Source organism: Sphingopyxis sp. NFH-91, assembly GCF_021401285.1.
GTDB classification, from domain to species: domain Bacteria; phylum Pseudomonadota; class Alphaproteobacteria; order Sphingomonadales; family Sphingomonadaceae; genus Sphingopyxis; species Sphingopyxis terrae_A.
In genome coordinates, this window is record NZ_JACBGA010000002.1 from 428,328 (window position 1) to 441,270 (window position 12,943).

Genomic DNA, 12,943 nt, shown 5'->3' on the forward strand with positions numbered 1-12,943 from the left:
GAACGTGGATTTCGCAGCCGCCATGCCGCTCGCCGGAACGCTGGGCGTGACGATACAGGAAGGGACGAAAGAGCGCGTTACCGGGCGGTTGCCCGTGCGGCCCGACATCTGCACCGCGGGCAATATCGTCCACGGCGGCGCCATCATGGCGTTTGCCGACTGTCTGGGCGCGGTCGGCGCCTTCCTGACCTTGCCCGACGGCGCAAGCGGCACGACGACGATCGAAAGCAAGACCAATTTCCTTGGCGCCGGCCCCGTCGGGTCGGTGCTCGTCGGCGAAGCGACGCCGGTCAAGATCGGGAAGCGCCTGTCGGTCTGGCAGACGCGTATCCGCACCGAAGCGGGCGAAGAGGTCGCGCTCGTCACCCAGACGCAGATGGTGCTTTGGCCGGCCTGACCGCCGATGCCATCGTCTGCGCGGTTCGGGCGCATGGCGAACATGGCGCGATCCTGCGCGCCCTGACCGAGCGTGCCGGCCTTGTCGCCGGCTATGTGCGCGGGGGGCGATCGCGGCGCCTGCGCCCGATACTTATGCCGGGAAACCTCGTCGCGCTCGACCTGCGGGCGCGGACCGAGGATCAGCTTGGCGGCGCCACGGTTGAAATGATCGCCAGCCGCGCGCCGCTGCTCTTCGAACCGCTGGCGGCCGCCGCGATCGACTGGGCGACCAGCCTGACCGCGGCGGCGCTTCCCGAAAGCCAGCCCTATCCGTCGCTCTACGCCGCGCTGTCGGCGCTTCTGGAGGCGATTGCGGTGGCGCCGGCGGCGCGGCTATGGGCAGCGGCGCTCGCGCGCTATGAGTTGCTGTTGCTTGCCGAGCTCGGTTTCGGGCTCAGCCTCGACGAATGCGTGGCGACCGGCACCGCCGACGATCTGGCCTTTGTCAGCCCCAAGTCAGGCGGGGCGGTCGGCCGCGCCGCCGCGGCTGGATATGAAGCGCGGCTGATGCCACTGCCGCCTTTTTTGCGCGGCCGCGATGCCGATCCGTCGATTGCCGACGTCATCGCCGGACTTGCCATCACCGGACATTTCCTCGACCGCGACATTCTCGATGGCCGAAACCGCGACTTGCTGGCGGTGAGGGAAAGATTGCTCGGCAGGCTGGGCAGGGCGGTTGCGTGAGGGGCCGCCGCTGTCTAAGCGGCTCGCGAAGATAGGAAAGGGCGACGCACGTGCAAATCCTGCTGCTGGCTGGCGACGGTATCGGACCGGAGATTATGGTCGAGGCCGAAAAGGTCCTCGCCGCGCTGGCGCTGCCCATCACGATCGACCGCGCGCTTGTCGGCGGCGCGGCCTATGCCGCCACCGGCCACCCGCTGCCGCCTGAGACGCTCGCAAAGGCCAAGGCGGCCGATGCGATCCTGTTCGGTGCGGTCGGCGATCCGCGCTTCGATGCTGTCGAGCGTCATTTGCGGCCCGAGCAGGCTATTCTCGGCCTCCGGTCGGAACTCGGCCTGTTCGCCAATCTTCGTCCGGCCAAGCTGTTCGCGGGACTCGAAGACAGCTCTGCGCTGCGCCCCGAAGTGGCCTCGGCGATTGACCTGCTGATCGTGCGCGAACTCAACGGCGACGTCTATTTCGGCGAAAAGGGCATGCGCACGACCGCGACCGGCGAGCGCGAAGGCTATGACGTCATGGCGTATAGCGAGAGCGAGGTGCGGCGCATCGCGCATGTCGCCTTTCGCGCCGCGCAAGGGCGCCGGAAGCGGCTGTGCTCCGTCGACAAGGCGAACGTCCTTGAAACCTCGCAGCTCTGGCGGGACGTCGTGATCGAGGTTGCGGCCGACTATCCCGACGTCGAGCTCAGTCATATGTATGTCGACAATGCCGCGATGCAGTTGGTGCGCAATCCGGGGCAGTTCGACGTGGTCGTCACGGGCAATCTGTTCGGCGACATTTTGTCCGATCAGGCATCGATGTGCGTCGGCTCGATCGGTCTTCTCGCATCGGCCTCGCTGAGCGAAGGCCGCGAGGGGCTGTACGAGCCCATTCACGGCAGCGCTCCCGATATTGCGGGTAAAGGGATCGCCAACCCGCTCGCGATGATCCTGTCGCTCGCCATGCTGCTCCGCCATTCGGGCGGCGACGCGGCGAGCGCGGCGCGCATCGAGAGTGCGGTAGCGAAAATCCTTGCCGACGGATGCCGCGGCGCCGATTTGGGCGGATCGATGGGCACCGCAGCGCTTGGCGATGCGGTTGTCGCGGCTTTGAACGGATAGAGCGAGATGAAAAAGACGACGGGATTCGATCGCAGCAAGACGAGGAACTGGCGTCCGGCGACGCAGGCGGTGCGCGGCGGGACGTGGCGCAGCGAACATGGCGAAACGTCCGAGGCCCTGTTCCTGACCTCCGGCTATACCTATGACAGCGCCGAGGAAGTCGCGGCCCGCTTTGCCGGCGAGGCGCAGGGCATGACCTATTCGCGCCTGCAAAACCCCACCGTCGCGATGCTGGAGGAACGCATCGCGTTGATGGAGGGGGCCGAGGCGTGCCGGACGCAGGCCACTGGCATGGCGGCGATGACGACGGCGCTGCTCTGCCAATTGTCCGCTGGAGACCATGTTGTTGCTGCGAAAGCGGCCTTCGGGTCGTGCCGCTGGCTCGTCGATACGTTGCTGCCGCGCTTCGCGATCGAGACGAGCGTCGTCGATGGCCGTGATCTTGACGCGTGGAAGGCAGCGATCAAGCCGAACACCAAGCTTTTCTTTTTCGAAACCCCCGCCAATCCGACGATGGATATCGTCGACCTGCAGGCGGTGTGCGATCTCGCCAAGGCGCATGGCATCACGACCGTCGTCGACAATGCCTTCGCGACCGCCGCGCTTCAGCGCCCGCTGGAATTCGGCGCCGACGTCGTAGCCTATTCAGCGACCAAGCTGATGGAGGGGCAGGGCCGCGTCCTCGCCGGAGCGGTGTGCGGAACGGAAAAATTCATCAACGAGGTGCTGCTGCCGTTCCAGCGCAATACCGGGCCGAACCTGTCGCCGTTCAACGCATGGGTTGTTCTGAAGGGGCTGGAAACGCTCGACCTGCGTGCCCGCCGCCAGTCGGAGAATGCGCTGGCGGTCGGCAAGGCGATCGAGGGGCGCGTGCGGCGTATCCTGCATCCCGGCCTGGCCAGCCACCCCCAGCATAATCTGGCGATGCGCCAGATGGATGGCTGTGGTCCTATCTTTTCCTTCTTCCTCGACGACCGGGTGCAGGCGATGGCGTTTCTGAACGCGCTCGAACTCGTCGATATTTCGAACAATATCGGCGATGCGCGCAGCCTGTGCTGCCATCCTGCGTCGACCACCCATTACGGCGTCAGCGCCGAGGCGCGCGCCGACATGGGCATCGAAGAGGGGATGCTGCGCATCAATATCGGGCTGGAGGATCCGCGCGATCTGATCGCCGATCTGGACCAGGCATTGACCAAGGTCGGGCTTTGAGCGACGCTGGCGGCGCGATGATCGACTCCCTCTTCCCCTTTGCCGCGACAACCGGGCCGATCACGGTGCGCGTGTCGGTCAGCTACCTGCCCGAACAGTCGCATCCGGCGCTGGGGCGCTGGTTCTGGGCCTATCATGTCCGCATCGAAAATCACGGTGAGGCCGCGGTGCAGCTGTTGACGCGGCATTGGCGGATCACCGACGGCCGCGAGCAGGTGAGCGAGGTTGAGGGCGAAGGCGTTGTCGGCGAACAGCCGCTCATCGCGCCCGGCGGGTCGTTCGACTATGTTTCGGGATGCCCGCTGCCGACGCCCGAAGGCGGGATGGTCGGCACCTATGTGATGGAAATGACCGACGGGTCGCAGATGCTGGCGGCAATTCCGGCCTTTCCGCTCGTGGCCCCCGCGACCGCGTCATGAAGCGCACCCATCTGCCTCTCAACGCGCTGCGCGTCTTCGACGCCGCTGCCCGCCATCTCAGCTTTACCCGTGCCGCCGACGAGCTGGCGGTGACCCCGGCGGCGGTCGGTCAACAGATCCGCGCGCTGGAGGACATGCTAGGCGTCGTCCTGTTCCGCCGCACCCCTAAGGGTCTTGAACTGACGGGGGAAGCACATGCCGGGCTCGACGCGCTGCGGCAGGGCTTTTTGCAGTTCGAGGAATCGGTCCGCGCAATGCAGGCGGGGCAGTCGTCGCAATCGCTGACCATCGCCGCGCCGCGCGACCTGACCGCCAAATGGCTGGCGCCGCGTCTCGCCCGGTACAGCCAACAGGCGCCCGACGTGCGGTTCACGCTTGTGTCGGCCGATAGCGGCATTGATTTTACCGAGGCCAATCTCGATCTCGCGATTTTCTGGACCGACGGGGCCGGCGACCATGAAGGGGTCGCTCTGTCGGCGGCATCGATGGTCACCGTGGCGGGGCCTGGCGGCGGCAGCGACACGCGGATTGCGTGGCCGGGATGCCCCGTCGCCGAGGGAGAGCCCGCGTTGCGGCTTGGCGATGCCGGGCTGGCGATCGACGCCGCGGCCAACGGGCTGGGGCAAGCCTGCGTCCCGGCCATGCTCGCCGAGGCCGATATTGCCGCCGGGCGGGTGCGCCAAGTGGGTGAGGCGATGGATACGAAACGCGGCTATTGGCTCGTCGCGCCGACCCCGCAATGGCGGCAGGCGAAGGTCAAGGCGCTGGTGGCGGCGCTGACGGCGTAACGCCCTCCTTGGCTGCGAGCGCGAGCAGCCGGGTGACGAGACCGGCGAACTTGTTGCCGTCGAGGTCCAAGGCCGCATTGTTCCAGCTTGCCGTGACGACGAACCATTTGCCGTCGGCCTTGCGCTGGCCGAGCAGGCTCATCGACACCACGCCAAGCTCCGACCCGCCCTTGTAGCCAAGGTAGGACCAGTCCGCCGCCGCTGCGGGGCCGACGCCATTGTTGATCGCCAGCGCCGCCATCGTCGGCGCCGAACCGCGCGCGCGCAGATCGGCAAAGGCCCGCGCCACATCCATCGGCGAGGCGAACCATTCGAGGCTGTCGATAAAGCGCGGTTTTCCTTCGAAGCTGACGCCGTCAACATTGGCGAGGGTTAAGCGATCGGCATTGTCATCGACGATCTTGCGTTGCTCCGCTTCGCTGCCGGAGAGAAAGGCTGAACGGAGATCAGCGAAATTGTTGCCCTTGAGCGCGAAGGCCTCGACCGTCGTCAAAAAGGGCGTGTTGCGTGCGGGTGCGCTATTGCCAGCCGCCCGCATCCGCGCTTCGATCGTCTCGCGGCCGAGCAGATGGATCAGCGTGTCGGCGGCGCCATTATCGCTGACCGAAATCATCCAGTTCGCCAGCGTTTGTAGCGTCACCGGCGTATTCAGCGGCCAGTTGGCGGTCGCCGCCGACGAGAAGCTGGGATGGGCAAGCGGGGCGACATCGTCCCAATGCCGCTTCCCCGCCGCGACCTGCGCAGCGAGCTCATCGAGAACATAGAGTTTGAATATCGATCCGACAGCAAACTGCCGATCGGTGCCCGAACCCGCAATATGACGAATGTTGTCGCCGTCAACTTCGGCGACAAGAAACCCGGTATCGCCCGGTAAAGCAGCGATTTCCGCTGCAACTGCGGCGATGCTATCGTTGGCAGCCACAAATCCGGTTACTCGAAGTCCCAGCACCAGCGCTTCGGGGGCCGGGCCGACATCCAGGCGGATCGTCGCGGTCCCGCGTTCGAAGCGGAGCAGTATCGTGCTCGATTGACCGTCGTCTGATGTCGCTCGCTTGACCGCGACCGGCTTGCCATATTGGCCGACCAGATTTTCTCTGATCTCCCCAAACCGCGCTTCCGGGATCGCCGCGCGGAAGGAAGGCGCAAAATAGTCTGCATAGGGCACCCGCCCTTCGAACAGGGCGACGAGCTGACCGGCGCGGCGGTCGAAGGCGCTCTGTTCGGCGCGTGCGGTTGTGCCCGGCTGAGCGTGGACGGTCCCGACAGGCAGCGCGGCCAAGGGGACGGCGAGCAGGGCAGCTGCAGCAAGGCGGTGCAGGCGGTTCATATCATTCTCCTTGTTCGGGGGCAGGGGCAGGCGGATCGCGATCGATGCGCGCTATCTGGCGCCGCAGCATCGCGGCGCCGCGCCGGTTGAGGAGCCAGATGGCCCCGAAAAGCAGCAACGGCCCGCCGATCAGCAGCGTGCTACCAACCATGCCATAACGGTCATCCAGCGCCTGTGCGGTCATGAACAGCAGCAGACCGGGCAGCAAAGGTGCAAGATACCAGCGCCCGACGCGCGACAGCATATGCTCTTCACGAACGAGGCGCGCGCGGTAATAGGACCGGATGTCCGCGGCTTCGGCCGCCGGATCGGGACGCGAGGTTCGGCGGGTTAGCTGCCAGCTGACGAACAGTGTCCCGGCAATCACGAGCAGACTGCCCAGCTTGAACAGCAGGCCGGGAAGGACCACGGCATAGACGGCAAAACCCGCAATCACGATGGTGGCGGCCATATATTCGCGGCGATTTCGCCGGGCGACGATGTCGCCGAGCCGCGACGCGCGGCGCCTGACTTCCTCGACCGGCATCGGGTCGAACGCGGCCGTATCGCTTTGCCACAGGGTGTGAAGGGTCATGTCGTCGGAATAATCGGTCATGATGCGTCTCCGGGGCTCGCGAAACGGCGCGTGAGCATGGATTTGAAGCGATGGACCTTGGTTGCGACGGTCTCGGACGATACGCCGGTGACCTCGGCGATTTCGGTCGCCGCCAGCCCCTCGAGATAAAGGAGCAATATCTGCCGGTCGGGCGGCCCGAGCCGGTCGATGATCGCCAGCATCAGCGCCAGCGCCTGGTCGGTCTCGGCGCGCTCGGCGGGCGAGGGGGCGTCATCGGCAAGCGCCAGATCCTCGATATCGACCCACGGCCGCCGACGCTTGCGGGCTTGGGCGGCGACGTGCGAGGCGGCGCGATTATGCACCACGCGCCAGACCCAGGTGCTCATCGCGCAGCGGGCATCGAAGCGGGCGAAGCTCTGCCAAAGCGCGACCTGCAACTCCTGGAGAAGGTCGCGTTGCAGTTCGGGATCGGCTTCATAGCCGCGCGCCATGCGGGCGATAGCGCCGCCGAAGCGGTCGATCGCCTCTTCGAACAGCCTGTCTTGCGCCTTTCCGGTCACCCCGATCTCCCAAAATCCCGTGCCAATATCCGGTTAGTCGCCGGCGGCGCGTGTTTCTGACAGGGGAGGCGAAAAATTCGCTTCAGGCGTCGATCGCCGCCTCGTCCAGTGTTGCGGCATTGGCCTGAATGAACTGGAATCGATGCTCGGGATGCTTGCCCATCAGCCGGTCGACCAGATCCTTGACGATCTGCCGCTCCTCATATTCCTGCGGCAGCGTGACCTTGAGCAACGACCGCGTCGCCGGGTCCATCGTCGTTTCCTTGAGCTGGTTGGGATTCATCTCGCCCAGCCCCTTGAAGCGTCCGACCTCGACGCGCTTGCCCTTGAACAGAGTCGCTTCGAGTTCGGCACGATGGGCGTCGTCGCGCGCATAGGCCGACGTTGCCCCGGCGGTGATGCGATAAAGCGGGGGCTGCGCCAGATAGACATGGCCGGTGCGGACGATGTCGGGCATTTCCTGGAAGAAAAAGGTCATCAGCAGCGTCGCGATATGCGCGCCGTCGACGTCGGCATCGGTCATGATGATGATCTTGTCGTAGCGCAGGCGGTCGGCATCGCAATCCTTGCGCATCCCGCAGCCGAGCGCGAGCGCAAGATCGGCGATTTCCTGATTGGCGCGGATCTTGTCCGCGCTGGCGCTGGCGACATTCAATATCTTGCCGCGAATGGGCAGGATCGCCTGCGTCTTGCGATCGCGCGCCTGTTTGGCACTGCCGCCGGCGCTGTCGCCCTCAACGATAAATAATTCCGTGCCTTCCGGGCCGTTGTTTGAACAATCTGTCAGCTTGCCGGGCAGGCGCAGCTTGCGCGCGCTGGTCGCCGTCTTGCGCTTGACTTCGCGTTCCGCCTTGCGCTTGAGCCGCTCGTCCATCCGTTCGAGGATCAGCCCGAGGAGGGCGCGGCCACGATCCATATTGTCCGAGAGGAAATGGTCGAAATGGTCGCGCACGGCATTTTCGGTGAGGCGCGCGGCCTCCGGGCTCGACAGCCGATCCTTGGTCTGGCTCTGGAACTGGGGGTCGCGGATGAAGACCGACAGCATCATCTCGCCGCCGTTGAAGACATCTTCCGCGGTTATCTGCGCCGCCTTTTTCTGCCCGATCAACTCGCCAAAAGCGCGCAGCCCCTTGGTCAGTGCAGCGCGCAGCCCGGCTTCGTGCGTGCCGCCTGCGGGGGTGGGAATGGTGTTGCAATACCAGCTATAGCTGCCGTCCGACCACAGCGGCCAGGCGATTGCCCATTCGGCGCGTCCCTGTTCGTCGGGGAACTCCTGCCGCCCCACGAAAGGTTCGGCAGTGGCGCACTCGCGTGTGCCGATCTGTTCCTTCAGATGGTCGGCGAGTCCGCCCGGAAACTGGAACACCGCCTCTGCGGGCGTGTCGTCGCCAATCAGTTCGGGCGCGCATTTCCAGCGGATTTCGACCCCGGCGAAAAGATAGGCCTTCGACCGCGCCATGCGATAGAGCCGCTGCGGCTTGAACCGGCCATGTTCGCCGAAGATCGCGGGATCGGGCACGAAGGTCACGCTGGTACCGCGGCGGTTCGGCGTCGGCCCCAGTTCCTCGAGCGCGCCCAAGGGCAGGCCTTGAGAAAAAGACTGTCGATACAATTTCTTGGAGCGTGCAACTTCGATGATGGTTTCGATCGATAGCGCGTTGACGACGCTGACCCCGACGCCGTGCAGGCCGCCCGACGTCGCATAGGCCTTGCCCTCGAACTTCCCGCCCGAATGGAGCATGGTCAATATGACTTCGAGCGCCGATTTCCCCGGAAACTTCGGGTGCGGATCGACCGGCATACCGCGGCCGTTGTCGACTACGGTCAGCCGGTTGCCGACGTCGAGCGTGATCTCGATCCGCGTCGCGTGGCCCGCGACGGCTTCGTCCATACTGTTGTCGATGACTTCGGCTGCAAGATGATGCAGCGCCCGCTCGTCGGTGCCGCCAATGTACATGCCGGGACGGCGACGGACGGGTTCGAGCCCTTCCAGCACCTCGATCTGGGAGGCGTTGTAGCTTTCGGTAGCGGGGGCGGAGCTGTCGAACAAATCGTGACTCATGGCCTTGCTATAGGGGGCCGGGAAGGGCGCTGGCAAGCGCGGTTTTCGGGCGATCCAGGGCGCGGCGCGGACCGATTTCCTGCCGCTCGGCTCATCCCGTTTTCAGCACAGGCAGGAACTTCGCCGATAGCCGGCGGGTTGATCGGGTGACTGCAAAGTCACTCAAAAAGTGGAGAAAATATATGAAACTCGCCTCTCTCCTCGTCGCTTCGGCGGCGACGATGCTGGCTGTCCCGGCCATGGCCCAAGACAGCGGATCCACCGCGCGCGACAGGTCGCAGGATTTCAACGGCCCCTATGTCTCGGTCGGCGGCGGCGCGACGCTGCAGGGCAGCGATCGCGGCGAAACGCTCGTCTTCGATACCGATCGCGACGGCACCTACGGCGATCAGGTCACGACCTCGACCGGCGCCGACGCCTTCTCGCCTGGTTTCTGCAACGGCGCCGCGACAGGCACCGCGAACGGCGGCTGCCGCAACGACAAGGACGGACCCGAATTCTTCGGTCGCGTCGGCCTCGACAAGCGTATGGGCAATTTCGTCGTCGGGGCTTTGATCGAGGGTGGTCACAGCGTCGCCCGCGATAGCGTCAGCGGCTTTTCGACCACCCCCGCGAGCTATACGATGAGCCGCGAAGCCGATTGGCAGGCCAGCGCCCGCCTGCGCGCCGGTTACACGCCCGGCGGTGGCGCGCTCTTCTATGTCACCGGCGGCCCCGCCTATGCGCGGCTCGACAACCGCTTTACGACGACCAACACCGCCAACAGCTTTGCCGACAATGGTAAGACCAACGCCTGGGGCTATGCCGCCGGCGGCGGGGCCGAGGTGATGGTCACGAACAACATCGCGGTCGGGCTCGAATATCTCTACACCGACGTAAAGGACGATGATTATGTGGTGAACGTCGGCGCGGGCAGCGCCCCCGCAACCAACCCGTTCCTCCTCAACGGCGGCGGCACCAATATCCAGCGCAGCGATCCGCATTTCCGGACGCACAGCGTTCGCGGAACATTGAGCTTCCGCTTCTAATAGGAGGTAAGGAAAGGAAAGGCGCCGGAGCGATCCGGCGCCTTTTCCTAAGTCATCCTACTGGCCGAGCGGCGCGTCGAAGATGGCGAAATTGCCGTTCGCGCTCGCGACCAACCGATCTTCCTGATAAAGACGCGCGTCGATATTGGCGATGCGCTTGCCCTGATGCAGCACGGTCGCATCGCAGATCAGCCGGCCCTCGCGTACGCCGACATGATAGTTAAACTTGATTTCGAGCGTCGCGCACCATTTGCTGTCGGGCATCTGGCTGGTCAGCGCGCCGCCCATGGCCGTATCGGCGAGCGAATAGGCGACGCCGCCATGCGCAACGCCCTGCGGATTGAAGTGCCGCGCGCGGTCGATGTCGATCGCCATCCGGCATCGACCATCGCCGCGCTCGACCATTTCGAACCCCATGAAGCGCGCGAATTCGAAATCCTGTCCGAACGGCCTCACCGGACGCGCGGCCCCCCGAAGGGCGGCGGCGGCGGCGGGCGGCGCGTCCCGCGCGGCAGTTGCGCCTGATAGGCGCGTCCGCAATGTTCGACGCAATAGGGGAAGCCGGGGTTCACCGCCTCACCGCAGAAATGGAAATCGGGCTCGCCCGGATGGCCCATCGGCCAGCGGCAGATACGATCGTTGAGATCGAGCAGGCTGGTCTTGTCGGCGATCTCGGGACTCGGCTTCGCGGGCACCAGGCGGCGCGGCGGCGCCGGCGGAATCGGAGCCTGCTGGTCGCCGGGTCCCTGACGAATGAAGCCTCCCGGGCCGATCGAGACGATGCGCGGCGCATCAGGCTTGGATGGCGCGTCGGTTTCCGGGGCCGAGGCATCGGAGGCAACCGGCTTCGGTTCGGCCTTGGGCGGTGCAGCTGCCGGACGCGGAGCCGCCGGTGCGGCAGCACGGGGTGCAGCAGGCGCGGCCGCCGGCTTGGGTGCAGCGGGCGCCGCCGCCTTGGGCGCGGGCGCCTTTACCGGCTTGTCGGTGGCCTTGACCGGCGACGGGCGCGATTTCAGCCCCAGACGGTGCGCCTTGCCGATGACGGCATTGCGGCTGACCCCGCCGAGCTCGTCGGCGATCTGGCTGGCGGTCAGGCCCTTTTCCCACATGTTGCGCAACTGTTCGATGCGCTCATCAGTCCATGACATCTTTATTCCTCATCATTCCACGCCGCGGGCGGATCGCATTCCCGAAAGGACGCGCGCAGTCACAGCCCAGCTTGCGGTAAGATCGGGGAGGCGATAGGCGAGAACGCCATGAACGACCAGCCCCAAATTTCGCGCCCGGAGTCGGGCACAGGCTCAGGCGATTTCCGTGCCGCGCCGCATTTCGCGGAACCCGGTGTCCCGCATATCCGGACGCTCAATGTTCCGGGGATGCAGGCGCTATATGTCAAGGAGGTGCGGCGCTTTTTCAAGGTCCAGCTCCAAACTATCTGGGCTCCGGCGGTCACGACGCTACTTTTCCTCGTCATTTTTACCGTCGCGCTGGGCGGTGCGGGTCGCCGCGTCATCGGCGTTCCCTTTGCCGACTTCATTGCCCCCGGCCTGATCATGATGGCGATGCTGCAGAACAGCTTCGCCAACTCGAGCTTCTCGCTCCTCGTCGGGAAGATTCAGGGCACCATCGTCGATTATCTGATGCCGCCGCTCGCCGTGGGCGAGCTGATTATCGCGCTTGTCGGCGCCGCGGTGACGCGCGCGATCCTCGTCGGTATCGCGCTGTGGGCCGCCATGCTGTTCTGGCCCGGCGTCCACGTCGCCCCGCAGCATCCATGGGCGGTCGCGCTGTTCGGCGTCCTCGGGGCGATGATGCTGGGCTTCCTCGGGCTGCTGACCTCGGTGTGGGCCGAAAAATTCGATCATGCCGCCGCGGTCACCAACTTCGTCGTCACGCCCCTCGCGCTGCTGTCCGGGACGTTCTACTCGGTCGACAAGCTCGCCCCCTGGTTCCAGTCGGTCGCGCACGGCAACCCCGTCTATTATGCGATCATGGGGTTCCGGTACGGCTTCATCGGCACGGTCGATTCGACGATTGCCAATCCGGTCGCGACCGCAGCGCTGTTCCTTATCGGCGTAAATGCGCTGCTGGGCGTCATCACCTATCGTCTTCTGGCGTCAGGCTGGAAGCTCAAGGCCTGAAGAGTCCGCACCGACCCGCGAGGGCCGGTCAGGTCAGTGGCGGTGGATCGAGCGGACGCGGTAGCGACCGCGATCGAGCCCGTCGAACATCGCCTCGACCTGCGGGTGATCGACCGGCCCTTCGTCGCCGTCGGCCACCAGATTCTGCTGGCTGACATAGGCGATATAGGCGCTGTCCTCGCTTTCGGCGAGTAGGTGGTAATAGGGCTGTTCCTTGGCCGGGCGGATCGCCTCGGGGATCGCCTGATACCATTCCTCACTGTTCGCGAAGACCGGATCGACGTCGAACACGACGCCGCGAAAATCGAACATCCGGTGCCGCACGATATCGCCCGGCGCAAAGCGCGCGCGTTCGATCAGCGGCGCGGATATAGCGGCGGCGGGCGTATCGGGCAGGGAAGTATTCTTGATCGTCATGTCGTTAACTTATGACGATCCGCGGGGGATTCAAGTCCATTCCCCAGTCCCGCGACGGCCCGCGCCACGGGTCGAAACATGGGGAAAAATGGAGGAGAGTGAGGGATTCGAACCCTCGGTACCGTTGCCGGCACTTCGCATTTCGAGTGCGACGCTTTCGACCACTCAGCCAACTCTCCTCGCTGAGGCGGTTGCCCCTAGCGGCGGTCCGCAT

The 12,943-nt window shown here is 65.3% G+C and carries 15 protein-coding genes and 1 tRNA gene; 8 read left to right on the top strand and 8 right to left on the bottom strand.

The genetic code is table 11. From position 1 onward, the window contains the following. Window positions 1-4: 4 nt before the first annotated feature. From L0963_RS07025 to L0963_RS07050, 6 genes are read left to right on the top strand one after another with little or no spacing between them, the layout of a single operon-like run. Window positions 5-397 (top strand): PaaI family thioesterase, encoded by a 393-nt coding sequence (locus tag L0963_RS07025; protein ID WP_082813210.1) that lies wholly within the window; start codon window positions 5-7, stop codon window positions 395-397. Next, window positions 385-1,122, top strand: a complete 738-nt coding sequence (recO, locus tag L0963_RS07030; RefSeq protein WP_186401739.1) for a DNA repair protein RecO — start codon at window positions 385-387, stop codon at window positions 1,120-1,122. The genes L0963_RS07025 and recO overlap by 13 nt, the downstream gene beginning before the upstream one ends. Window positions 1,123-1,172: 50 nt before the next feature. Further along, the gene (gene leuB / locus L0963_RS07035) at window positions 1,173-2,219 is read left to right on the top strand and encodes a 3-isopropylmalate dehydrogenase (RefSeq protein ID WP_186401738.1); all 1,047 of its coding nucleotides are present in this window, start codon (window positions 1,173-1,175) and stop codon (window positions 2,217-2,219) included. A gap of 6 nt (window positions 2,220-2,225) precedes the next feature. Continuing rightward, the gene (locus tag L0963_RS07040; RefSeq protein WP_186401737.1) at window positions 2,226-3,431 is read left to right on the top strand and encodes a trans-sulfuration enzyme family protein; all 1,206 of its coding nucleotides are present in this window, start codon (window positions 2,226-2,228) and stop codon (window positions 3,429-3,431) included. 17 nt (window positions 3,432-3,448) lie between these two features. Next, window positions 3,449-3,850 (top strand): Co2+/Mg2+ efflux protein ApaG, encoded by a 402-nt coding sequence (apaG, locus tag L0963_RS07045; RefSeq protein WP_040590068.1) that lies wholly within the window; start codon window positions 3,449-3,451, stop codon window positions 3,848-3,850. Next, on the top strand, window positions 3,847-4,638 hold the full coding sequence (locus L0963_RS07050; protein ID WP_058811395.1) for a LysR family transcriptional regulator: 792 nt from the start codon (window positions 3,847-3,849) through the stop codon (window positions 4,636-4,638). Before apaG ends, L0963_RS07050 begins: the two co-directional genes overlap by 4 nt. On the opposite strand, the gene L0963_RS07055 is transcribed toward L0963_RS07050, so the two are convergent. From L0963_RS07055 to parE, 4 genes are all read right to left on the bottom strand, one after another. After that, window positions 4,607-5,965 carry a serine hydrolase gene (locus L0963_RS07055; protein ID WP_234178958.1) on the bottom strand — a complete coding sequence of 453 codons (1,359 nt, stop codon included), beginning with the start codon at window positions 5,963-5,965 and terminating at the stop codon, window positions 4,607-4,609. The two genes, L0963_RS07050 and L0963_RS07055, sit on opposite strands and share 32 nt — an antisense overlap. 1 nt (window position 5,966) lies before the next feature. Further along, on the bottom strand, window positions 5,967-6,560 hold the full coding sequence (locus L0963_RS07060) for a hypothetical protein (RefSeq protein ID WP_186401735.1): 594 nt from the start codon (window positions 6,558-6,560) through the stop codon (window positions 5,967-5,969). Further along, window positions 6,557-7,081, bottom strand: coding sequence for an RNA polymerase sigma factor (locus L0963_RS07065; protein ID WP_186401734.1), 525 nt, complete (start codon window positions 7,079-7,081; stop codon window positions 6,557-6,559). Before L0963_RS07065 ends, L0963_RS07060 begins: the two co-directional genes overlap by 4 nt. A gap of 82 nt (window positions 7,082-7,163) precedes the next feature. Beyond that, complete coding sequence (gene parE, locus L0963_RS07070; protein ID WP_186401733.1) at window positions 7,164-9,143, bottom strand: DNA topoisomerase IV subunit B; 1,980 nt, start codon at window positions 9,141-9,143, stop codon at window positions 7,164-7,166. A gap of 182 nt (window positions 9,144-9,325) precedes the next feature. On the opposite strand from parE, the gene L0963_RS07075 reads away from it, so the two are divergent. Continuing rightward, entirely contained in the window at window positions 9,326-10,171 is an 846-nt protein-coding gene (locus L0963_RS07075) for an outer membrane protein (protein ID WP_186401732.1), read from the top strand. 57 nt (window positions 10,172-10,228) lie between these two features. On the opposite strand, the gene L0963_RS07080 is transcribed toward L0963_RS07075, so the two are convergent. Together L0963_RS07080 and L0963_RS07085 are read right to left on the bottom strand one after the other, a co-directional pair. Further along, complete coding sequence (locus L0963_RS07080) at window positions 10,229-10,627, bottom strand: PaaI family thioesterase (RefSeq protein ID WP_186401731.1); 399 nt, start codon at window positions 10,625-10,627, stop codon at window positions 10,229-10,231. After that, window positions 10,624-11,319 (bottom strand): GcrA family cell cycle regulator, encoded by a 696-nt coding sequence (locus L0963_RS07085; RefSeq protein ID WP_062902463.1) that lies wholly within the window; start codon window positions 11,317-11,319, stop codon window positions 10,624-10,626. Before L0963_RS07085 ends, L0963_RS07080 begins: the two co-directional genes overlap by 4 nt. Window positions 11,320-11,427: 108 nt before the next feature. Here L0963_RS07085 and L0963_RS07090 point away from each other — a divergent pair, with 108 nt between their 5' ends. After that, window positions 11,428-12,312, top strand: coding sequence for an ABC transporter permease (locus tag L0963_RS07090; protein ID WP_003044048.1), 885 nt, complete (start codon window positions 11,428-11,430; stop codon window positions 12,310-12,312). 33 nt (window positions 12,313-12,345) lie between these two features. Here L0963_RS07090 and hspQ read toward each other — a convergent pair whose 3' ends face one another. Both hspQ and L0963_RS07100 read right to left on the bottom strand, forming a co-directional pair. Next, window positions 12,346-12,729: a heat shock protein HspQ gene (hspQ, locus tag L0963_RS07095; protein WP_062902462.1), complete on the bottom strand. Its 384-nt coding sequence runs from the start codon at window positions 12,727-12,729 to the stop codon at window positions 12,346-12,348. An 89-nt stretch (window positions 12,730-12,818) separates the two neighbouring features. Beyond that, a tRNA-Ser gene (locus tag L0963_RS07100) sits at window positions 12,819-12,908 on the bottom strand. Window positions 12,909-12,943 lie beyond the last annotated feature (35 nt).